Genomic DNA, 20,600 nt, shown 5'->3' with positions numbered 1-20,600 from the left:
ATCCTTCTTTGCCACATTCCCCTGCTATACACTTACTAAAATACAGGTAGTAGAGGAATGTATATGAAGCCGCAAATAGACGTTGTTGTTGGGGATATCACGACGATGGAGGTTGACGTTATCGTCAATGCAGCCAAACCGTCGTTAATGGGCGGTGGAGGGGTTGACGGAGCCATTCATCGTGCGGCCGGACCACAACTGCTGGAAGCCTGCAAAACGGTGTGCCAGCAGCAGGGCGAATGTGCCCCTGGACATGCGGTGATTACCATCGCAGGCGAACTTCCGGCGAAAGCGGTGATTCATGCGGTTGGCCCTGTCTGGCAGGGGGGAGATCATCATGAAGCGAGGACGTTAAAGGACGCCTATCTTAACTGTCTGCGTCTGGCTGCGGCGAATGGATATCAAACTTTGGCGTTCCCCGCCATTAGCACGGGCGTTTACGGGTATCCCAAAGCGGCGGCTGCGGAAATAGCGGTAGATACAGTTTCAGAATTCCTCACCCGCAAGCCTCTGCCGGAGCGGGTATACTTTGTCTGTTATGATGAAGAAAATGCCCAGCTTTACCAGCAACTCCTTATCCAACGAGGACTTATCCCTGACGCATAAAACGCGGCTCGGGCGTGCTATTGCGCCTGTTAGCGCAGAACATCCAGGATTATGCGGTCTTCTCCCCCTGGACGATAGCCTGGACGCGTTTGCGTGCCGATATCGGCTGGCGGAAATGGCGGAAAAAACGTTAGATGTGCAGTATTACATCTGGGAAGACGACATGTCCGGGCGGCTGTTGTTTTCCGTTTTGCTGTCGGCGGCGACGCGCGGGGTGCGCGTCCGGCTTCTGCTCGACGATAACAATACCCAGGGGCTGGATGCCATTTTACGTCTGCTCGATTCGCATCAAAATATTGATGTACGGCTATTCAATCCCTTCTCCTTTAGAACGCTCCGCGCGCTGGGGTATCTCACCGACTTCGCGCGTCTCAACCGCCGTATGCACAACAAAAGTTTCACTGTCGATGGTGAAGTTACCCTGATTGGCGGTCGCAATGTCGGCGATGCGTACTTTGGGGCAGGGGACGCGCCGCTCTTTTCCGATCTGGATGTGATGGCGGTGGGGCCGGTTGTGGCGGATGTGGCTGATGACTTTGAACGTTACTGGAGCAGCGCCTGCGTATCCACTCTAAAGCAGGTTCTGGAACTGTCGGAAGCGGAGATCGAAGCGCGGATCCAGCCACCGGATGAATGGTATCAGAGCGAGATAACCCAACGTTATTTGAATAAGTTGGAATCCAGCCAGTTCATTACCCAGCTTGAGGCGCGGGATTTACCGCTGATTTGGGCGAAAACCCGCTTGCTCAGCGACGATCCGCGTAAAGGGCTGGGACGGGCAAAACGTCATTCCCTACTGCCGCAGCGTTTACTGGACGTGATGGGCTCTCCGGTCGAACAAATTGATATTATTTCTTCTTATTTTGTCCCCACTCGGGCAGGCGTTGCGCTGCTGCTGCAAATGGTGCGCAAAGGGGTCAAGGTCGCGATTCTGACGAATTCGCTGGCGGCTAACGACGTCGCCGTGGTCCATGCGGGTTATGCGCGCTGGCGTAAAAAACTGCTGCGACACGGTATTGAGTTGTATGAACTTAAGCCGACGCAGGATTTCGTGCCGGGATTACACGATCGTGGCTTGACGGGGAATTCCGGTTCCAGTCTTCATGCCAAAACGTTCAGTATTGATGGTCAAAAAGTGTTTATCGGTTCGCTGAATTTTGACCCGCGATCAACCATGCTCAATACCGAAATGGGATTTGTGATAGAAAGCGAAACGCTGGCGCAAATTATCCATCGACGTTTTCTGAAGACCCGGATGCAGGAGGCCTGGCAAATTCGGCTCGATAACACGGGGCGTTTGAACTGGATCGAGCACAAAGACGGGAAAGACATTGTGTTAACGAAAGAGCCCTCAACCCGCTTCTGGCAGCGCGTTTTGGTGCGTCTGGCCTGGTGGCTACCCGTGGAGTGGCTTCTGTAAGCGCGCCGGAGACCCGGCGCACAAAAAATTACTGCGCTGCGTTGAGGCTTTCCGCTTTGTTCTGCGGTTTGCCTGAAAACAGGAAACGCAGCAGCGGGATCCGCAGATGAATTTCATACAGCACAATGGCGATACCCACCACAAACACCAGTCCGGTGAAGAATCCCAGCGTGTTTGAGGCGATATGCGGCGTGATGTATGCACCAAAAAAGAGCGTCAGGGGATGATGAACCACATAGATAAACAGGGAAGCGTTGACGAAATAGGTCACACGTTTCGATTTAAAATTCAGCAGACGATGCCCCAGCGCAAACACCACGTTTACCATCCATAGCCCCAGCAACATCGTAATCACGCTTTCAGTTTCATACATCCACGCATCGCCGCTGCCGTATTTTTGATTCAGCAAATAGGCGGCGAAAGCCAGCGCAGAGCCGACGGCGCACCACGGTGATGGGGTGATGAACAAGGCCTTTAGCTTCGGCGAAATAAAGGTCAGCGCGCCCAGCATAAAGAACGGAATGTAAAACAGGGTTTGCATCACCACAAAATTAAACAGTCCGTCGCTGAGAATAGGCGGATATACCATAAACAGCGTACGGCGTATCACGCCATAAGCCATCCCAAGCAGCAGGAAAATAACGGAAAGCTTGGCAAAGGAGAGGGTCGCGAATTGATCTTCCGTGTGACGGCTTAACCGACGGCGCAAGCGGCTGAATATCCACAGACTCACCGTGGTCATGACCACCAGAACTAATAAGAACCAGAGATGAGAAATCAGCTCCCAGACCAAGGTGTTATATTTTTCATAAAAGGTCAGGTTCTGCCAGTTGTCCGCTTTGCCTTTGACATACTGCAGCATGATAAACTGAGGCAGCGTCAGCAGTGGAATAGCGGTGAGCATGGGGATACCGACGCGTTCGACGCGCACTTTCCACCAGCGTTTCAGCGGATACCGCAGAAACAGCATGTAGGAAAAATAGCCCGATATCACGAAGAACACCTGCATGCGGAATGAGTGTATAAAATCGTTAAACAGTGTCAGCCACCATGAGGGCTCTATACTGTTTACATGCCAGGTGTGGCTTGAGTAAATCAGTGAGATGTGGAACGGGATCCCCAAAAGCATTAACCATGCCCGGATGGAGTCGAGGAAGTATTCACGTTGAGTGGGTGCAGTGATCATATAACGTTGCGCATTCTCAGACTTTTCGCCTTATCCATAAGACTAATAGTGGTTACATTCGAAGCCAACCCTACACCAAGACCGACACCCTGTCTCCAGGATAAGCACGCAAAGTAGAAAGAGGGTCTTCTACTTGCTTAATCCCTGAGCCGGTGCGCTGAACAAAGCGGTGATAATGTTGTCGGATTGCCTGAATTTCCAGTAAAATGGATCGGATCGAATTAAGCACACAAAGGGGGAAGTGCTTACTTATTATGAAACATAAATCAAAAATGATGAAAATGCGTTGGTTGGGTGCGGCAGTGTTGTTGTCCCTGTATACCTCGTCAGCATGGTCTTTTTCCATCGACGACGTCGCAAAACAGGCTAAATCGATGGCTGATAAAGGCTACGAAGCGCCGAAAAGTAACCTGCCCTCCGTTTTCCGCGACATGAAATACGCGGACTATCAGCAGATCCAGTTTAATCACGATAAAGCGTACTGGAACAATATAAAAACCCCGTTCAAGCTTGAATTTTATCACCAGGGTATGTACTTCGACACGCCGGTTGCCATCAATGAAGTGACGGCAACGGCGGTACGTAAAATCAAATACAGCCCCGACTATTTTAATTTTGGCGATGTGAAGCACGATAAAGACACCGTGAAAGACCTGGGTTTTGCAGGCTTCAAAGTGCTTTATCCAATCAATAGCAAAGATAAAAACGACGAAATCGTCAGCATGCTGGGTGCCAGCTATTTCCGTGTGATCGGTTCCGGCCAGGTTTACGGCCTGTCTGCGCGCGGTCTGGCGATTGACACAGCTCTGCCGTCTGGCGAAGAGTTCCCGCGTTTCCGTGAGTTCTGGATCGAACGTCCAAAACCCACTGATAAACGTCTGACTATCTATGCACTGCTCGACTCCCCGCGTGCGACGGGCGCTTACCGCTTTGTCATTATGCCGGGCCGTGACTCCGTTATTGACGTGCAGTCGAAAGTCTATCTGCGCGACAAAGTGGGTAAACTGGGTGTTGCACCATTAACCAGCATGTTCCTGTTTGGGCCAAATCAGCCTTCTCCGGCGACGAATTTCCGCCCAGAACTGCATGACTCAAACGGCCTTTCTATTCTTGCTGGCAACAATGAATGGATTTGGCGTCCGCTGAATAACCCGAAACACCTGGCTGTCAGCAGCTTTGCAATGGAAAACCCGCAGGGCTTTGGTTTACTCCAGCGTGGCCGACAGTTCTCCCGTTTTGAAGATCTCGACGATCGTTACGATCTGCGTCCAAGCGCGTGGGTCACGCCGAAAGGGGACTGGGGTAAAGGAAAAGTCGAGCTGGTTGAAATTCCAACCAACGACGAAACCAACGACAATATCGTCGCTTACTGGACTCCGGATCAGCTTCCTGAGGCTGGCAAAGAGATGAACTTCAACTACACCATCACCTTTAGCCGCGATGAAGATAAATTGCATGCGCCTGACAATGCGTATGTGATGCAGACGCGCCGCTCTACGGGTGACGTGAAGCAGTCAAATCTTATTCGTCAACCTGATGGTACCGTCGCGTTTGTGGTGGACTTCACGGGTCAGGACATGAAAAAACTGGCTCCGGATACCCCTGTGACGGCGCAAACCAGTATTGGTGATAATGGCGAGATCGCTGAGAGCTCCGTGCGTTATAACCCAGTAACAAAAGGGTGGCGCTTAACCCTGCGCGTGAAAGTGAAAGATCCAAAACAGACCACTGAAATGCGTGCTGCGCTGGTCAATGCCGATCAGCCGCTAAGCGAAACCTGGAGCTATCAGTTACCTGCTAATGAATAATACAACTGAATACATTGATGCCCTGCCGCTGACAGACATTGAGAAAGCGGCACTGCCCAAGAGCGACATCCGCGCGGTTCACACCGCGCTGGATGGCGAACATCATCCGTTTACTCGTGATGATGATACGCCGCTGGGTTCAGTCAAAGCGCGTCTGGAGCAGGCATGGCCGGACTCGCTGGCAGAAGGCCAGCTGATCAAGGACGACGAAGGACGCACACAGCTTCAGGCTATGCCAAAAGCCACGCGTTCTTCGATGTTCCCGGATCCATGGCGCACCAACCCGGTCGGTCGCTTTTGGGATCGCCTGCGCGGTCGTGAAGTCGCGCCGCGCTATCTGTCACGTCTGACCAAAGAACAGCAGGCTTCTGAGCAGAAATGGCGTACCGTCGGGACTATCCGCCGCTATACCCTGCTGTTGCTGACGCTTGCGCAGACCGTCGTCGCGACGTGGTACATGAAGACCATCCTGCCTTATCAGGGCTGGGCACTGATCAATCCTGCCGATATGTTCGGGCAGGATCTGTGGGTGTCGTTCATGCAGCTGCTGCCGTACATTCTGCAAAGTGGAATATTGCTGCTGTTCGCCGTTCTGTTCTGTTGGGTTTCAGCCGGTTTCTGGACAGCGCTGATGGGCTTCCTGCAGCTGCTGATGGGGCGTGATAAATACAGTATTTCTGCGTCAACGGTGGGGGATGAAGCCTTAAATCCTGAGCACCGCACTGCGCTGATTATGCCGATTTGTAACGAAGACGTTGACCGGGTGTTTGCGGGATTGCGTGCGACCTGGGAGTCTGTAAAGGCGACCGGTAACGCTGCGCATTTCGACGTTTACATCCTGAGCGACAGCTACAACCCCGATATCTGCGTTGCCGAGCAAAAAGCGTGGATGGAACTTATCGCGGAAGTGCAGGGCGAAGGACAGATTTTCTATCGTCGTCGCCGTCGCCGTGTGAAGCGCAAAAGCGGCAACATCGATGACTTCTGCCGTCGCTGGGGCAATCAGTACAGCTATATGGTCGTGCTGGATGCCGACTCCGTGATGACGGGTGACTGTCTGACGGGTCTGGTGCGTCTGATGGAAGCGAACCCGAACGCCGGGATCATTCAGTCGTCGCCAAAAGCATCGGGTATGGACACGCTGTATGCGCGTTGTCAGCAGTTTGCGACGCGCGTATATGGTCCGCTGTTTACCGCTGGTCTGCACTTCTGGCAGTTGGGTGAATCTCACTACTGGGGTCACAACGCGATTATCCGCGTTCAGCCGTTCATTGAACACTGTGCGCTCGCGCCGCTGCCCGGTGAGGGCTCATTTGCGGGCTCTATCCTGTCGCACGATTTCGTCGAAGCAGCGCTGATGCGCCGTGCGGGTTGGGGCGTGTGGATTGCTTACGATCTGCCGGGTTCTTATGAAGAGCTGCCGCCAAACTTGCTCGACGAGTTGAAACGCGACCGTCGCTGGTGTCACGGCAACCTGATGAACTTCCGTCTGTTCCTCGTGAAAGGGATGCACCCGGTTCACCGCGCGGTATTCCTGACGGGCGTGATGTCCTATCTGTCTGCGCCGCTGTGGTTTATGTTCCTGGCCTTATCGACCGCTTTACAGGTCGTGCATGCCTTGACGGAACCGCAATACTTCCTGCAACCGCGCCAGCTGTTCCCGGTGTGGCCGCAGTGGCGTCCGGAGCTGGCGATTGCCCTGTTTGCGTCAACGATGATCTTACTGTTCCTGCCGAAACTGCTCAGCATCATTCTCATCTGGTGCAAAGGGTCGAAAGAGTATGGTGGGTTCTGCCGCGTGACGCTTTCGCTGCTGCTCGAAGTCCTGTTCTCAGTGCTGCTGGCGCCGGTGCGCATGCTGTTCCACACCGTATTTGTGGTCAGCGCGTTCCTGGGTTGGGAAGTCGTGTGGAACTCGCCGCAGCGTGATGATGACTCCACGCCGTGGAGCGAAGCGTTTATGCGTCATGGTTCCCAGATGTTGCTCGGTCTGGTGTGGGCAGCAGGGATGGCGTGGCTGGATTTACGCTTCCTGTTCTGGCTGGCACCGATCGTGTTCTCGCTGATTCTGTCGCCGTTTGTCTCCGTGATCTCCAGTCGTTCGACAATGGGATTACGCACCAAACGCTGGAAGCTGTTCCTGATTCCAGAAGAGTATTCGCCGCCGCAGGTGCTGGTCGATACCGACAGATATCTGGTGCTGAACCGCAGTCGTTCGCTGGATGATGGCTTTATTCACGCCGTGTTTAATCCATCGTTTAACGCACTCGCGACAGCAATGGCAACCGCGCGCCACCGTGCAAGCCAGGTACTGGAGATCGCCCGCGATCGCCACGTTGAACAAGCGCTGAACGAAACGCCGGAAAAACTGAACCGCGATCGTCGTCTGGTGCTCTTGAGCGATCCGATCACCATGGCGCGCTTGCATTACCGCGTATGGGCATCCCCTGAGAGATACTCGTCCTGGGTGAATTACTACTCGACAATAAAGCTCAATCCCCGTGCGATAAAGGCAAAGGCGAAGTAAGCCAGGCAAAATAAAAATACCGGCCACGGCCGGTATTTTTTTATATGAGGTGTCGATGAGAATAGTCATTGTGGTCATGATGTCGCTGCTGCTCAGCGGGTGCGGCAGTATTATTAGCCGAACGATCCCCGGTCAGGGCCACGGAAATCAATACTATCCCGGTGTGAAATGGGATGTACGCGATTCTGCATGGCGTTATTTGACGGTTCTCGATTTACCCTTTTCGCTGGTGTTTGACACGCTATTGCTGCCCATCGATGCGCAGCACGGACCTTATGAGTAACGGCTGATTACCGCTCGTCCCATTCATCCGCAGCGGTTTGCCCCTCTTCAGTATCCAGCGGCGGTTCAAGCTGAAACTCACCCTCATCCCACTCATGAAGGGTGTTTTCTTCAAGCCATTCCTGACGCAACTCGATCTCATCAAAATCATTGTCGAAAACGGCCTGTGCCGCTTCACCACTCAGCACCGGCAAACATTCACCGTCGCTTCCCTCATCAGCGAAAAACTCTACCTGCCACATGATATCCCCATCCTGAAGCACATACTTCTGAATGTTGAGTTGTTGCACATCGGCATCTTCAGCCTCAATACCAGGGTTGTTCGCAAGGAACTCTTCGCGAGCGGCATCAATAGCTTCTTCCAGCGTGGCGTACATAGTCATCGGTGTCTCCCTGTGATTCTCAATGGCTTTCAGGGAAAGAATAGCTGATTCTCTGGTTTTGCAAGTATGAATGCGCCAATAAGTTGTCACGCGGATGTCTTATTCCGACTAGACCTGGCGCAATGGGTGAGTTTCAGGCTAATTGTGTGCAAAATGTAGGCACTGTAAAGCGAAAAGTCGATGCGGTCCGAAGACCGCATAACTCAGTAGCGAGAAGGCATCCCTTCGGGACGGGTTTTGAAGCGGCGATGCAACCACATGTATTGCTCCGGGGCGAGCATAATGCATTTCTCAATGACGCTGTTCATCCACCTGGCGGTTGTTTCCGCATCGTCGACCGGCGGCGAATATTCAGGCTCAATCATGATCAGCTCATAGCCTTTCCCGTCAGGTTTTCGCCGTGGGACGAAAGGAACCACCGCCGCGTTCGACATCTTCGCCAGCATCCAGGTTCCTGTTGTGGTGGCGGCCTCTTCGACGGCAAAAAACGGAACAAAAACGCTGGAGCGGCGACCGTAGTCGTGATCGGGCGCGTACCAAAGCACTTCACCCTTTTTCAGCGCTCTGATCATGCCTTTTAGATCTTTACGGTCGATCATCTGCTTGTTGGAGCGCATACGACCCCATGTTTGCAGCAGGTCTATCACCGGATTGTCATTTGGGCGGTAAACACCGATACCCGGAGCCTGCATTCCAAACATGCGCGCGCCGATTTCAAGCGTCAGAAAGTGGATGCCAATCAGCAACACGCCCGTTTTTTGTGCCTGCAGCTGATGTACCGGTTCCATGCCGGTGCCCGCGACGTCGAACCAGCGCGCCATGCGTTTATCTGACCAAAACCAGGCCATTCCCGTTTCTATCAGGCCCATTCCGACGGATTCGAAATTTTTTGTGATCAACGCCTGGCGCTCATGCTCGCTCATTTCCGGAAAGCATAGTTCCAGATTGCGATGCGTGATTCTGACGCGACGCTTCATAAAACGCTGGGCGAGGCGACCAAGGCCGCATCCTAAACGGTAAAGCAGCGGGTAGGGCAGTTGAATCAGTAACCAAAGAAGACCGACGCCGAACCAGGTTAACCAATATCGAGGATGGAGCAGTGCCGCAGAAAATTTAGGTAAGTGGGTCATATCACTCCTGTTTTAAATCGTCCTTTGACCATTATTCTCGCATTTTTTAAATACATTACCAAAACGAATGGCCCAAATTGGGTGCATAAGCAGCAAATGTTGCTGCTTTATAATTTGAATAAGAGAAATGTAGCGCAAAATGTGGGGATGTAAATTCGCATTGTTTGCTATATGATGCCGCCGATTTTCATTTCTTAACGATTGCAGGAACCGTACACCATGCCAGTGTTACACAACCGCATTTCGAATGAGACGTTAAAAGCACGTATGCTGGCCGAAACAGAGCCACGTATAACGATCTCATTCTATAAGTATTTTTTCATCGCTGAGCCTCAGGAAACCCGTGATGCGCTCTACAAAGCCTTTGAGACGCTGAATGTGTTTGGGCGTGTTTATCTCGCTCATGAGGGCATCAACGCGCAGATCAGCGTGCCAGAGAGCAAAGTCAGTGCTTTCCGCGATTTTCTCTACAGTTTTGATCCGGCACTGAACAACGTGCGCCTTAACATCGCGCTTGATGATGATGGCAAATCGTTCTGGGTACTGCGCATGAAAGTGCGTGAACGTATCGTGGCTGACGGAATTGACGATCCGACGTTTAATGCCAGCGACGTGGGCGAATATCTTAAAGCAGCAGAAGTGAACGCCATGCTGGACGACCCTGACGCCGTCTTTATCGATATGCGCAATCACTATGAATACGAAGTGGGCCATTTCGAAAACGCGCTGGAAATCCCGGCTGATACGTTCCGTGAACAGTTGCCGAAAGCCGTCGAGATGATGCAGGAACATAAAGATAAAAAAATCATTATGTACTGCACCGGCGGGATACGCTGTGAAAAAGCCAGTGCCTGGATGAAACACAGCGGTTTCAATAAAGTCTGGCATATCGAAGGCGGGATTATCGAGTATGCGCGCCGTGCGCGTGAGCAGGGTCTACCGGTACGCTTTATCGGTAAGAATTTTGTTTTCGATGAGCGTATGGGCGAGCGTATTTCTGAGGATGTTATCGCGCATTGCCACCAGTGCGGAACGCCGTGTGACACCCACACCAACTGCAAAAACGACGGCTGTCACCTGCTGTTTATTCAGTGCCCGACGTGTGCAGAAAAATTCAGGGGTTGTTGCAGCGAGCTGTGCAGCGAGGAAAGTGTGCTGCCTGAAGAGGAACAACGCCGTCGTCGTGCCGGGCGCGAAAACGGGAATAAGATCTTCAATAAATCGCGTGGACGATTGAACACTAAACTCGGTATTCCGGACCCGGAATAATGCGTTAATATCCCGGTCGCAGCGCGCGACCGGGATTTTTTACTATGATTTTTGCTGCACGCCTTCCACAGAAATAATCAAATCCACTTCTTGCGATGCTGGGCCTAAATCGGTCGTGATATTGAAGTCCTTCAGACGAATTTTGCCCGATGCTTCAAAGCCAGCACGTTTGCCACCCCATGGATCATCCCCCTGGCCGATCAACTTAGCTTCCAGTTTCACAGGTTTGGTGACGCCATTGAGCGTCAGGTTGCCGGTAATATCCAGGTCTTCACCGTCTTTTTTGACGTCTGTTGAGGCGAATGTTGCCTGCGGGAATTTTGAGACGTTCAGGAATTCGGCGCTGCGCAGATGTTTGTCGCGCTCAGCATGGTTGGTGTCCAGGCTGTTGGTATTAATCGTGACATTCACTTTATCGGCAGCGGGATTTTTTTCGTCAAAGGTAAACGAACCCTCAAAATCTTTAAACGTGCCATACAACCAGCTGTATCCGAGGTGCTGAATGCGGAAATTGACGAAGGCATGCTGGCCCTCTTTATCAATTTTGTAATCGGCGGCAACGGCAGAACCTGTGGTGAATAACAGTGAACCCAATGCGATACCCAGCAGGCGTTTTTTCATTTTATGCTCCAGAGTCTACAGACGAGCGGCCAAGCATGCGCTTGAGCGTATCGTCCTTATCGATGAAATGGTGTTTAAGGGCCGCAAGGCCATGAAGTACGGATAAAATAACGACGCTCCAGGCCAGCCATAAATGTATCTGGCCGGCCAGATCGGCCTGTGAACCGGCATCGGTCAGCGTGGCCGGGACGTCGAAAAGACCAAATACGCTGATGGGTTTACCGTCTGCGGTGGAAATCAGATAGCCGCTGATGAAAATGGCAAAGAGGATCGAATACAGCGCAATATGCGCGCCTGCTGCGGTAACCCGAGTCAACGTACTATGGCTTTTCGGCGCAGAAGGGGGACGTGAAATATGTCGCCAGATAACGCGAATGACGAGCCCCATCATCAGCAGAATGCCGATGCTTTTATGCAGCTCAGGTGCCTGATGATACCAGCCGTCGTAATAGCTCAGCGTTACCATCCACAGGCCAAGACCAAACATCGCGTAAACGGCGAGTGCAATACCCCAGTGCAGCAGTATGGATATTAATCCATAGCGTGCAGAAGAATTACGCAGTTGCATAATGACGACCATTCTCAATTAAAGGAATGCTCAAAATGGCGTGTCGAAAACATTATTGCAACTGATATTTAGGAATAAGGATTTTAATTTATTGTATTTCAGTTTAATTGAAAGGATTTGCGGTAAGTAATTCAAAAGCTTCGTGTTAAATGATGCTTGGTGCTGAAATCACTGGGATTGAGTGCGAGTGTGAGTCTTCAAATAATTTGCGCATAAATTCAATTTTTATAAAGTATTGTCAATAAAGGTCAGTGGGATTTTCAAAAAAATACAATATAGATAATGTCTATTAGCGCTAACAGAGACCATAGCAATATATAGAGCATAAAATGCTCTCTAATATTGTTGATCAGATAATTAAAGATTCTGTGCATATTTCCCCGGTAGCAGTTAAAAATAAAGGCCCCAATAACCGGAGCCTTATGGTGGATATTATCCGCGAAAACGTGAAAGCGAGAAAGGGGTGAGATCAAAAGGCGGCGTGATGCCTTGGGCAAATTGGGCTGTTATTTCCCCCAGAACAGAGGCGAATTTAAAGCCGTGTCCACTCAAGCCTGTAATGAGGAGGGTATTGTCGTGGCCCGGTAGAGTGTCGATGATAAAATCTTCGTCGGGGGTGTTATCGTAAGTACAGGCCGCGCCATGCAACAGTCCGCCAATCCCCGGCAGGATGTGACGTAAGAAATTAAAGGCTTCAGAGCCATCGCCCGGATAGTTGCCAAACGGTTTGCGCTCGTCCGGAGAGTGAATGATCTGCCCGCCGTTATGTTTGCCAATTTTGAGCGCGTCCTTTTCCGACGGGAAACCGTAGAACTGATCGCCGTTAGGGAGCTCTCCGGTGAAGGCTGGGAATTTATTCTGCGTACTGAAACGGCCATCGGCCTGGAACCAGGAAAAGACCTTGCGTACCGGCTGGACGGGCAGATCGGGAATCAGCTTTGTCACCCACGTTCCCGCGCTTACCAAAAGGCGAGAAGCCGTAAACTGGCCTTCCGACGTATCGACGGTCACGCCATCATCATGGTGATGTAAAGCGGTCACCGGGCAGTTAAACAGTTGCGCGCAGCCCGCTTGTTCAGCAAGCGAAATCCAGGTTTTGATGGCGGTTTCGCAATGCAGCACGCCTGACTCTGCTTCAAACAGGCCGATATAGTCCTCAGGAACCGTAATTTCTGGCCAGCGTTTCATGATGGCAGTGGCGTCGATGCGTTCAACGTTCAGATTAAACTGTCGCGCGCTCTGCTCAACGTTGGCCAAAAATTCAGAATGGGCAGGTCCAAGATTGACGACGCCGGTACGCTCAAAAATAGGCTCTTCATTGAGTGCAGCCAACTCATTCCAGAGCGTTTGAGCACGCAGCACCAGCGGAACATAGCGTTCCCCTTCACCGTAAGCGTGGCGAATGAGGCGGGTATCACCGTGATGGCTGCCTTCTTTATGGGGAGGCATATGGGCATCAATCATTAACACGTTAAGGCCCGCTTGAGTGGCGTAATATCCGGCTGCAGAACCTACGGAGCCGCTGCCTAAAATAATCAAGTCGTATTTCATGAGAGTCTCTTAAACCAGTACTTTGGTTTGCAGAGTAATTAATATGGCAGGCTTATACAAGGGTGAAATAAATGAGGCACCACATGGGTGCCTGTTGAGTGAATGTTGGGCGTATTTAATGCCTACGATACTCATTTTCCTGGTAATCGCCAGATTCTATTTTTGCAATTCCTGCTTCTAAAATAGAAATAAATTGACGTGCAACGTCCGTGGTTAGCCACAGCGTCTGTCCAATTTCCGCGTCGTGGCGGTCTGGTTGATTTGGGGTCTGGTAGTGCAAACGCAGCATCAGCGCATCGTAGCTATCTACAGTGCTGATGTCCCAACCAACAAGTGGATGGGTCTGAATGACTTCATTATTCTTTTCCATCATAACCCCTTAATGCGTGTTTAAAGACAACGGCTGTGAGGTTCAATGCGTGTTTTTCTGAAGCAATTTCAGTATACCAATAAATACAGGTTATGCAGGTGAAATAAACAGGTCGCAACACATTTTTGCGCTTTTTAAGAATGTTTGAACATTAAAACGCCGTCTCATTCACGATTTTTTAAGAAGATAAGCAATTAATTTGAACTTATTTAAATGAGATGAAAAAAAGCCGGGGCGACCCGGCAAAGAAAAACAATGAGGGAGCAATATTAATCTGTGATGAACCAGTCGTCGGCGCTTTCCCAGGTTTCCTGGAGGATCTCGGTAATGCGTTCTTTATCGTCTTTCGCTGCGCCAATGACGGAGAGATTATTGGCTGTGGCGTAACGCACGGTTACGGCTCCGGCCTGGTCGGGGAAATTATCATTGATACGACGGGATAGCTCACCCGCCAACGCATCAAGCGCGCCAGCAGGCAAGACGGTTGTTTTGGCGATGGTCACTTCAATACGCATAAATGCCCCCTGTGTAATGTACTGTTTATTTATACAGGCATTAAGCGGCGCTTACAACAGGGGGCGATAAATATTTAGCGTTTAACCGTCCAGTGAACGGTTTCACCCGCCAGGAACGGGATCAGGGTGTCATCCGTCAGCGCAATAGATTCTTCGACCTGGCTCTCTTTACGTTCCAGTTCGATAAAAGTGTCATTGAGCGGCAGGCCGTAGAAACGGGGGCCATTGATCGAACAAAACGCTTCAAAATGCTCAAGCGCGCCCATCTCATCAAAGACCGTGGCATAGCTTGCCAGCGCGGTAGGGGCGTTGAAACAGCCAGCACAGCCACAGCTTGCCTCTTTACGATGTCGCGCATGCGGAGCTGAATCTGTCCCCAGAAACGCACGGGTAAAACCACTCGCGACCAGCTCACGCAAAGCCTGTTGATGGATGTTGCGTTTGAGGATCGGCAGGCAATACAGATGCGGACGTACACCGCCGACCAGCATGTGGTTGCGGTTAAACATCAGGTGCTGCGGGGTGATCGTCGCGGCGAGCAACGCATTACCGTCGCGCACGTATTCCGCGGCATCCTTGGTGGTGATGTGCTCAAACACCACCTTCAGGCCTTGAAGGCGCTGACGAAGAGGTTCCATTACAGAGTCGATGAAACGGGCTTCGCGATCGAAAATATCAATTTCGGCGTGCGTCACTTCGCCGTGAACCAGCAGCGGCATCCCCAGTTTTTCCATACGTTCCAGCACCGGCATGATCGCGTCAATATGGGTGACGCCATGGCTGGAGTTAGTGGTGGCATTGGCGGGATACAGTTTAGCTGCGGTGAACACTCCCTCGTTGAATCCGCGCTCGACTTCATTCGGGTCGAGCGAGTCGGTGAGGTAGCAGGTCATGAGCGGGGTAAAATCATGGCCCGCTGGAACTGCATCGAGAATGCGCTGGCGATAGGCAATAGCCGCATCGACGGTGGTAACGGGTGGAGCCAGATTAGGCATTACAATGGCGCGGCCATAGAGTTCGCTGGTATAGGGCACAACGGTTTTGAGCATATCGCCATCGCGCAGATGGATATGCCAGTCGTCAGGGCGGCGGATTTTCAGAACCTGGGGTTGTGCAGTCATTGATATGCTCCGGCTTATCAGGAATCAGTCATAAGGATGGCTGTTTTTGCCGGACACAAATCATAGGCGTAAACGTTTTCGTTTGCACACATTTCCGTAAAACAAATGTGCAAAAAAAAGAGCGCCATTGGCGCTCTCAGAGATTAATTGGTGAAGGGGATGATGATTTCACCCGGTTTCACTTCAATACCTTTGGCATATTTCTTGGCTAACGCTTCGCCCTTGCTCTTGTCTTCGCTGAGAACATAGGCTGGCTGCTGATTAAAATAATTGCGCAGAGACTGGTTCAGATAGGGCATCAGCGTCTGGAGAACCGGCTTCATTTTTTCCGGCGTGACGACGGCGTCGACGATCTCCATCTCCTGCAGATAAATTGCCCCTTTTTCTTTGTTGAAGACGGGCAAGGCTTTGAGCTTCAGCTTGATATTCGCTTTTTGGCTGCCGAACAACGAGTTCATATCCAGTTTTGCATCACCTGACAACGTCACCTTGTTGGGCTCTTCGCGTCCAATCTGGCTGACCAGTTGATTCAGAACGATATGGGCATCGGCGACGCCGGGCACGCCGATGTCTTTCGAGAAATTGTTATGTTTTTCCAGCGCCTGATTAATTTCCTGCTCGCTGACGGAGTACTGAGTAAGCTGGTTACAGCCCACCAGCAGGCCGCTGATAACAAACGCAGCAGCAATGACAAACTTTTTCATGGGGTTCCTCAACATGATATCGGCGCTTCTGTCCTGACGCGTCAGTATGTCAGGGTGATATCCATGAGACCAGCAGAAAAAACTGATAATCAAAGAGGCGGGAGGGGCTCCCGCCCTGATGACGCTATACAGCCTGCGAGGAAAGCAGATTGATTTGTGTCTGCTTCGCCATATTGTCGCGGTAATCGGTGACGCGCGACGGCCAGCTAATTCCTGCTACCAGCGTCAAATTACGCAGCAGTGGGAACAGGTGAATATCATCTTCCGACAATTCGCCATTCACGGCATTTGGCTTCACGATCAGCTTATCCAGTGCGCGCAAGTCGTCACTGATATTTTTGATAAGGCCAGGCGAGTGAGAAAGGTGTTCGGAAAAATCACCGATGGCAGCCTCTTTTTTCGCAACGAAATAGGCGCGCGCCTGGGGCGTGGCAAATTCATCAAAAGCGCCAGTGGCAAAGCGTGGAATGAGCAGCCGATTGGCGTAGCCGTTCACTTTTCGTAGCCACTCTTCGATAGCCGGGTTGCGTTTACCGGTGAGCAAAGGCGCGCCATCAAGTTTGTCGACATAGTGGACGATGTCCATGCTTTCGGGGAGATAGCGGCTGTCGTCTTTTTGCAGGATTGGCGCCATTTTCTTGCCAATCATGCGGATGGGCGTCTCTTCGTCGTCACTCAGCAGCGTGACTAACTCAACCGGGAGATTCTTCAGGCCGAAAATCATTCGGGCTTTCAGACAGAACGGACAGTGATCGTAGATGTAGAGCTTCACGTTTCTCCTCCATTTAGTGATCAACAGTCTTTAGTATGGCGGAGAAAAAAGCATGTTTCAAATCAAGCCCCTGGCTCAAGCATACCGCTCGCGCTTCGCTTTGGGCTAAATTGCCACCACAGGGCAATAAGCGTAATAAAGCCCACGACACCGAGCATCACCCAAGGTAATTCGGGTTGATTCAAGGCCTTACCAGAATCAAATAGCCAGCCGCCGCCGGCATATCCAAGCGCGCCGCCGAGTGCCAGCCCGAGGCGGCTGAACCCCATATAACTGCCACGAGCGCGTGGATCAGCCAGCCCTGCACCGAGCGTTTCGCGGGCGGGTTCAGCAATAATCGAGCCGATATAAAAGGTACAAATCAGCACGAAAAGCTGTTGCAGACTGCTCACTAAACCGATGGGCATCATGCTGAGCGTCATCACCAGCAGGCCGGCCATAAGGCGATGTTCCAGACGAAAACGCTTTTCGCTCCAGCGCGCGATGGGGTAGAGCAGAGTGAGTGACAGACAGGCTTCGATGGCATACATCCACTTCACGGCGGCAGGGGAGCCCGCAATGTCGTTCACCATAATCGGCAGCATCAGCATCACCTGTACGGCCAGCATGTAATAGCCTGTCAGTGTCAGCACATACGTGACGAAACGTTTATCGGCCATGACGCGGCCCAGCCCTTCCCGCACGGGAGCTTTGACCGTCGAGAGTTTCCAGGCCGGCAGGAGCCAGGCATTAAACGCAGCGCAAAGGATAAACAGCGCAGCACCCGTCGCACAGACCAGTCGGAAATCATACTGCAGCAGCCAACTTCCCAGCAGCGCGCCAATAACCGCGCCCGCGCTATCCTGCATCATGAGCAGCGAGAAAAAACGGCCGCGCTGTCGCGGACGAATTAATTTCACGACCAGTGCGGTACGCGGTGGGTCAAACAGCGTGCCGCCGAGACCGGAGAGAAAACAGGAAAACCACAGCAGCCAGGGATCGTGTGCAATACCCATGGTGGCGAAGCCCGCCGCACGCAGCAGCATGCCGGTGACAATCATCGGTTTTGCGCCGAAGCGGTCAGCAATGGCCCCACCAAAAACGCCAAGCCCCTGCTGTACAAACTGTCGCAGACCCAGCGCAATGCCGACCATTAACGCCGCCCAGCCCATCTGATCCACAAAACGAATAGAGATCAGCGGGAAGACGACGAAAAAGCCCAGCACAACCAGCATGTTATCGACGAGCAGGAAATACTTACCGAGGTTACGGGCCTGTGATACGCGGGACATTTTCCCTCCAGGGAAAAGTACACAGAGTCTTCAGGCTGCCGCTGCGTTAGCCACGCCGTGATGCAGTTTGAATGGGTCGGTGTAGAGAAAGATGAGCACGCTAATATTCTGCGGTGTTGACGCGCGTTTTCCCACCCCTGCTTGCGACAATATTTTTTTATCAAAAGGGTGGTTTGATTCAGCTTTTTCATCGAATTTTGTGAATTCAACGAAAAATGGTATGTCACTGTTTTCACAGAAGGCACAGGCGCAGGTATAGTAAAGCTAACGGGTAATAGGGTTGATGTGACGGGAAGGAGTGGTATCGATGTTTGGCTATCGCAGTAACGTGCCAAAAGTGCGCCTGACAACAGACAGACTGGTCGTTCGTCTGGTGCATGAACGTGATGCCTGGCGTCTGGCGGATTATTACGCCGAAAATCGCCAGTTTTTAAAACCCTGGGAACCCGTAAGGGATGAAAGTCACTGCTTTCCTTCTGGCTGGCAGGCGCGACTGAATATGATTGCCGAGTTTCATAAGCAGGGAACGGCTTTTTATTTCGCATTACTAGACCCTGAAGAAAAAGAAATCATCGGGATCGCCAATTTTTCTAACGTGGTGCGCGGATCGTTTCACGCCTGTTATCTCGGCTACTCCATTGGTCAAAAATGGCAAGGGCAGGGACTGATGTTTGAAGCGCTCACCTCTGCCATTCGCTACATGCAGCGGACGCAGCATATCCATCGCATCATGGCCAATTACATGCCGCACAATCAGCGCAGCGGCGATCTGCTGGCGCGTCTGGGATTTGAAAAAGAAGGCTATGCAAAATCGTATTTGCTGATCGACGGCGAGTGGCGTGACCACGTGCTGACGGCGTTAACCACCAAAGACTGGACCGCAGGTCGATAAGGATAAAAGATGAAATATCAGTTAACCGCCACGGAAGCGCGCGTCATTGGCTGTCTGCTGGAAAAACAGGTGACGACGCCGGAGCAATATCCGCTGTCGGTAAATGCTGTCACCCTGGCCTGTAACCAAAAATCCAACCGCGAACCGGTGCTTAGCCTTAGCGAACACGATGTTCAGGATCATCTGGATGCGCTGGTAAAACGCCATTATCTGCGTACCGTCAGCGGATTCGGCAATCGCGTCACCAAATATGAGCAGCGTTTTTGCAATTCCGAGTTTGGCGACCTCAAGTTCACCTCCGCCGAGGTCGCGATCGTCACAACGTTACTGCTGCGCGGCGCGCAAACGCCGGGAGAACTGCGCTCTCGCGCCTCGAGAATGCATGAATTCAGCGATATGCAGGAAGTGGAGAACACGCTGGAGAATCTCTCTACCCGTGAAGACGGCCCCTTTGTCATGCGTCTGCCACGAGAACCGGGTAAACGTGAAAGCCGCTTTATGCATTTGTTTAGTGGGGATGTTGAAACGCTGTTCAACGTGGTGGAGGCTGTGGCGCCCGCCGATGACGAATCGCTGACAGCCCGCGTTGACGCGCTCGAAATGGAGGTGGCGGAGCTGAAGCAGCGCCTGGATTCCTTGCTGGCACATTTAGGAGAATAACCGTGACGAAACTACGCATTGGTGTTGTCGGGCTGGGTGGTATCGCGCAAAAAGCCTGGCTACCCGTTCTGGGTGCCGCATCTGACTGGACGCTGGCGCGAGCATGGTCTCCCACGCGGGCGAAAGCACTGCAAATATGTGAAACCTGGCGGATGCCTTACGCCGTTTCTCTGCTCGATCTGGCGCGCGAGTGCGATGCGGTGTTTGTCCACACCTCCACGGCAACGCATTATCAGGTCGTGACTGCACTCTTAAACGCCGGCGTTCATGTCTGCGTCGATAAGCCGCTGGCGGAAAACGTGTCGGATGCAGAGCGGCTGATTGAGCTGGCTGCGCGTAAAAACCTGACGCTCATGGTCGGGTTTAATCGTCGCTTCTCGCCGGTCTATCAGGATTTAAAAGCCCAGTTGGGCAGCGCGGCGTCGCTGCGTATGGATAAGCATCGCACCGACAGTATTGGCCCGAACGATTTGCGCTTTACGCTGCTGGACGACTATCTGCATGTGATCGACACCGCGCTGTGGCTGGCCGGCGGTAACGCTCAACTCAACAGCGGTACGCTGCAAACCAACGATCAAGGGGAGATGGTGTATGCCGAACACCATTTTTCTGTGGACCATGTGCAGGTGACGACCAGCATGCACCGTCGCGCGGGAAGCCAGCGCGAATCGGTACAGGCCGTGACCGATGGCGCGTTATATGACATCACCGATATGCGGGAATGGTGTGAAGAAAAGGGCAGCGGCGTGCTGACCCGTCCGATAGCCAGCTGGCAAAGTACGCTCGAGCAGCGCGGCTTTGCCGGATGCGCGCGTCATTTCATTGAGTGCGTACAAAATCAGACGGTTCCTGAAACGTCGGGTGAACAGGCGATCATGGCCCAGCGCATCATTGAAAAGCTCTGGCGCGAGGCGATGACCGAATGAAAACGGTTTAATCCCCGT

At 52.1% G+C, this 20,600-nt stretch carries 22 protein-coding genes; 9 read left to right on the top strand and 13 right to left on the bottom strand.

Annotation, left to right across the window (positions count from 1 at the left end; genetic code table 11):
- Positions 1–63: 63 nt before the first annotated feature.
- Entirely contained in the window at positions 64–606 is a 543-nt protein-coding gene (ymdB, locus tag AC0LWE_RS05455; RefSeq protein ID WP_202667003.1) for an O-acetyl-ADP-ribose deacetylase, read from the top strand.
- Positions 542–2,026 carry a phospholipase D family protein gene (locus AC0LWE_RS05450; RefSeq protein ID WP_202667357.1) on the top strand — a complete coding sequence of 495 codons (1,485 nt, stop codon included), beginning with the start codon at positions 542–544 and terminating at the stop codon, positions 2,024–2,026. The genes ymdB and AC0LWE_RS05450 overlap by 65 nt, the downstream gene beginning before the upstream one ends.
- Positions 2,027–2,054: 28 nt before the next feature.
- On the opposite strand, the gene mdoC is transcribed toward AC0LWE_RS05450, so the two are convergent.
- Positions 2,055–3,212 (bottom strand): glucans biosynthesis protein MdoC, encoded by a 1,158-nt coding sequence (mdoC, locus tag AC0LWE_RS05445; RefSeq protein ID WP_202667001.1) that lies wholly within the window; start codon positions 3,210–3,212, stop codon positions 2,055–2,057.
- A 272-nt stretch (positions 3,213–3,484) separates the two neighbouring features.
- On the opposite strand from mdoC, the gene mdoG reads away from it, so the two are divergent.
- From mdoG to AC0LWE_RS05430, 3 genes are read left to right on the top strand one after another with little or no spacing between them, the layout of a single operon-like run.
- Positions 3,485–5,020, top strand: a complete 1,536-nt coding sequence (gene mdoG / locus AC0LWE_RS05440; RefSeq protein WP_096759577.1) for a glucans biosynthesis protein MdoG — start codon at positions 3,485–3,487, stop codon at positions 5,018–5,020.
- Positions 5,013–7,547: a glucans biosynthesis glucosyltransferase MdoH gene (gene mdoH / locus AC0LWE_RS05435; protein WP_202665124.1), complete on the top strand. Its 2,535-nt coding sequence runs from the start codon at positions 5,013–5,015 to the stop codon at positions 7,545–7,547. Before mdoG ends, mdoH begins: the two co-directional genes overlap by 8 nt.
- Positions 7,548–7,602: 55 nt before the next feature.
- On the top strand, positions 7,603–7,830 hold the full coding sequence (locus AC0LWE_RS05430; protein WP_131487009.1) for a YceK/YidQ family lipoprotein: 228 nt from the start codon (positions 7,603–7,605) through the stop codon (positions 7,828–7,830).
- A 7-nt stretch (positions 7,831–7,837) separates the two neighbouring features.
- Here AC0LWE_RS05430 and AC0LWE_RS05425 read toward each other — a convergent pair whose 3' ends face one another.
- Positions 7,838–8,212 carry a MysB family protein gene (locus tag AC0LWE_RS05425; RefSeq protein ID WP_012016963.1) on the bottom strand — a complete coding sequence of 125 codons (375 nt, stop codon included), beginning with the start codon at positions 8,210–8,212 and terminating at the stop codon, positions 7,838–7,840.
- Between the two features lie 203 nt (positions 8,213–8,415).
- A complete protein-coding gene (locus AC0LWE_RS05420) occupies positions 8,416–9,342 on the bottom strand; it encodes a Kdo(2)-lipid IV(A) acyltransferase (protein WP_174342101.1) in 927 nt (308 codons plus the stop codon).
- A gap of 219 nt (positions 9,343–9,561) precedes the next feature.
- Between AC0LWE_RS05420 and trhO the strand changes: the two genes are divergently transcribed.
- Entirely contained in the window at positions 9,562–10,611 is a 1,050-nt protein-coding gene (trhO, locus tag AC0LWE_RS05415) for an oxygen-dependent tRNA uridine(34) hydroxylase TrhO (protein WP_131487011.1), read from the top strand.
- A 42-nt stretch (positions 10,612–10,653) separates the two neighbouring features.
- Here trhO and AC0LWE_RS05410 read toward each other — a convergent pair whose 3' ends face one another.
- The 10 genes from AC0LWE_RS05410 to mdtH all read right to left on the bottom strand — a co-directional run bounded on the left by AC0LWE_RS05410 (position 10,654) and on the right by mdtH (position 18,104).
- On the bottom strand, positions 10,654–11,232 hold the full coding sequence (locus tag AC0LWE_RS05410) for a YceI family protein (protein ID WP_202694711.1): 579 nt from the start codon (positions 11,230–11,232) through the stop codon (positions 10,654–10,656).
- A gap of 1 nt (position 11,233) precedes the next feature.
- Positions 11,234–11,800 (bottom strand): cytochrome b, encoded by a 567-nt coding sequence (locus AC0LWE_RS05405; protein ID WP_131487013.1) that lies wholly within the window; start codon positions 11,798–11,800, stop codon positions 11,234–11,236.
- 260 nt (positions 11,801–12,060) lie between these two features.
- Positions 12,061–12,174, bottom strand: a complete 114-nt coding sequence (locus tag AC0LWE_RS05400; protein WP_174342100.1) for a DUF2770 family protein — start codon at positions 12,172–12,174, stop codon at positions 12,061–12,063.
- A 58-nt stretch (positions 12,175–12,232) separates the two neighbouring features.
- Positions 12,233–13,351 (bottom strand): N-methyl-L-tryptophan oxidase, encoded by a 1,119-nt coding sequence (gene solA, locus AC0LWE_RS05395; protein ID WP_219346789.1) that lies wholly within the window; start codon positions 13,349–13,351, stop codon positions 12,233–12,235.
- A 115-nt stretch (positions 13,352–13,466) separates the two neighbouring features.
- The gene (gene bssS / locus AC0LWE_RS05390; RefSeq protein WP_059178338.1) at positions 13,467–13,721 is read right to left on the bottom strand and encodes a biofilm formation regulator BssS; all 255 of its coding nucleotides are present in this window, start codon (positions 13,719–13,721) and stop codon (positions 13,467–13,469) included.
- 269 nt (positions 13,722–13,990) lie between these two features.
- Positions 13,991–14,236: a DNA damage-inducible protein I gene (gene dinI / locus AC0LWE_RS05385; RefSeq protein WP_059178337.1), complete on the bottom strand. Its 246-nt coding sequence runs from the start codon at positions 14,234–14,236 to the stop codon at positions 13,991–13,993.
- A 74-nt stretch (positions 14,237–14,310) separates the two neighbouring features.
- Positions 14,311–15,357: a dihydroorotase gene (gene pyrC, locus AC0LWE_RS05380; RefSeq protein WP_059178336.1), complete on the bottom strand. Its 1,047-nt coding sequence runs from the start codon at positions 15,355–15,357 to the stop codon at positions 14,311–14,313.
- A gap of 143 nt (positions 15,358–15,500) precedes the next feature.
- Complete coding sequence (locus tag AC0LWE_RS05375; RefSeq protein WP_059178335.1) at positions 15,501–16,061, bottom strand: lipoprotein; 561 nt, start codon at positions 16,059–16,061, stop codon at positions 15,501–15,503.
- 124 nt (positions 16,062–16,185) lie between these two features.
- Positions 16,186–16,833, bottom strand: a complete 648-nt coding sequence (gene grxB / locus AC0LWE_RS05370) for a glutaredoxin 2 (protein WP_131487017.1) — start codon at positions 16,831–16,833, stop codon at positions 16,186–16,188.
- Between the two features lie 62 nt (positions 16,834–16,895).
- Positions 16,896–18,104, bottom strand: coding sequence for a multidrug efflux MFS transporter MdtH (gene mdtH, locus AC0LWE_RS05365; RefSeq protein WP_131487018.1), 1,209 nt, complete (start codon positions 18,102–18,104; stop codon positions 16,896–16,898).
- A gap of 307 nt (positions 18,105–18,411) precedes the next feature.
- Here mdtH and rimJ point away from each other — a divergent pair, with 307 nt between their 5' ends.
- Genes rimJ through AC0LWE_RS05350 form a run of 3 tightly spaced genes read left to right on the top strand, consistent with a single transcriptional unit; the run spans position 18,412 to position 20,582 of the window.
- Positions 18,412–18,996: a ribosomal protein S5-alanine N-acetyltransferase gene (gene rimJ / locus AC0LWE_RS05360; RefSeq protein ID WP_059178332.1), complete on the top strand. Its 585-nt coding sequence runs from the start codon at positions 18,412–18,414 to the stop codon at positions 18,994–18,996.
- A gap of 9 nt (positions 18,997–19,005) precedes the next feature.
- Positions 19,006–19,656 carry a YceH family protein gene (locus tag AC0LWE_RS05355; RefSeq protein ID WP_202666991.1) on the top strand — a complete coding sequence of 217 codons (651 nt, stop codon included), beginning with the start codon at positions 19,006–19,008 and terminating at the stop codon, positions 19,654–19,656.
- 2 nt (positions 19,657–19,658) lie between these two features.
- Positions 19,659–20,582 (top strand): Gfo/Idh/MocA family protein, encoded by a 924-nt coding sequence (locus tag AC0LWE_RS05350; protein ID WP_219346788.1) that lies wholly within the window; start codon positions 19,659–19,661, stop codon positions 20,580–20,582.
- Positions 20,583–20,600: the final 18 nt, after the last annotated feature.

The organism is Lelliottia sp. RD5 (assembly GCF_056032945.1).
The sequence above is the reverse complement of the archived record's forward strand: the minus strand, read 5'-3'. Positions and strand labels throughout refer to the sequence as shown.

Bases quoted from the DNA above. Each gene is read 5' to 3' on its own strand.
- AC0LWE_RS05410 (WP_202694711.1), bottom strand. From the start codon at position 11,232: ATGAAAAAACGCCTGCTGGGTATCGCATTGGGTTCACTGTTATTCACC.
- mdtH (WP_131487018.1), bottom strand. From the start codon at position 18,104: ATGTCCCGCGTATCACAGGCCCGTAACCTCGGTAAGTATTTCCTGCTC.
- AC0LWE_RS05430 (WP_131487009.1), top strand. From the start codon at position 7,603: ATGAGAATAGTCATTGTGGTCATGATGTCGCTGCTGCTCAGCGGGTGC.
- solA (WP_219346789.1), bottom strand. From the start codon at position 13,351: ATGAAATACGACTTGATTATTTTAGGCAGCGGCTCCGTAGGTTCTGCA.
- ymdB (WP_202667003.1), top strand. From the start codon at position 64: ATGAAGCCGCAAATAGACGTTGTTGTTGGGGATATCACGACGATGGAG.
- rimJ (WP_059178332.1), top strand. From the start codon at position 18,412: ATGTTTGGCTATCGCAGTAACGTGCCAAAAGTGCGCCTGACAACAGAC.
- bssS (WP_059178338.1), bottom strand. From the start codon at position 13,721: ATGGAAAAGAATAATGAAGTCATTCAGACCCATCCACTTGTTGGTTGG.
- AC0LWE_RS05355 (WP_202666991.1), top strand. From the start codon at position 19,006: ATGAAATATCAGTTAACCGCCACGGAAGCGCGCGTCATTGGCTGTCTG.
- AC0LWE_RS05425 (WP_012016963.1), bottom strand. From the start codon at position 8,212: ATGACTATGTACGCCACGCTGGAAGAAGCTATTGATGCCGCTCGCGAA.
- pyrC (WP_059178336.1), bottom strand. From the start codon at position 15,357: ATGACTGCACAACCCCAGGTTCTGAAAATCCGCCGCCCTGACGACTGG.
- mdoH (WP_202665124.1), top strand. From the start codon at position 5,013: ATGAATAATACAACTGAATACATTGATGCCCTGCCGCTGACAGACATT.
- mdoG (WP_096759577.1), top strand. From the start codon at position 3,485: ATGATGAAAATGCGTTGGTTGGGTGCGGCAGTGTTGTTGTCCCTGTAT.
- AC0LWE_RS05375 (WP_059178335.1), bottom strand. From the start codon at position 16,061: ATGAAAAAGTTTGTCATTGCTGCTGCGTTTGTTATCAGCGGCCTGCTG.
- trhO (WP_131487011.1), top strand. From the start codon at position 9,562: ATGCCAGTGTTACACAACCGCATTTCGAATGAGACGTTAAAAGCACGT.
- AC0LWE_RS05450 (WP_202667357.1), top strand. From the start codon at position 542: ATGAAGAAAATGCCCAGCTTTACCAGCAACTCCTTATCCAACGAGGAC.
- mdoC (WP_202667001.1), bottom strand. From the start codon at position 3,212: ATGATCACTGCACCCACTCAACGTGAATACTTCCTCGACTCCATCCGG.
- AC0LWE_RS05405 (WP_131487013.1), bottom strand. From the start codon at position 11,800: ATGCAACTGCGTAATTCTTCTGCACGCTATGGATTAATATCCATACTG.
- AC0LWE_RS05420 (WP_174342101.1), bottom strand. From the start codon at position 9,342: ATGACCCACTTACCTAAATTTTCTGCGGCACTGCTCCATCCTCGATAT.
- AC0LWE_RS05400 (WP_174342100.1), bottom strand. From the start codon at position 12,174: ATGCACAGAATCTTTAATTATCTGATCAACAATATTAGAGAGCATTTT.
- dinI (WP_059178337.1), bottom strand. From the start codon at position 14,236: ATGCGTATTGAAGTGACCATCGCCAAAACAACCGTCTTGCCTGCTGGC.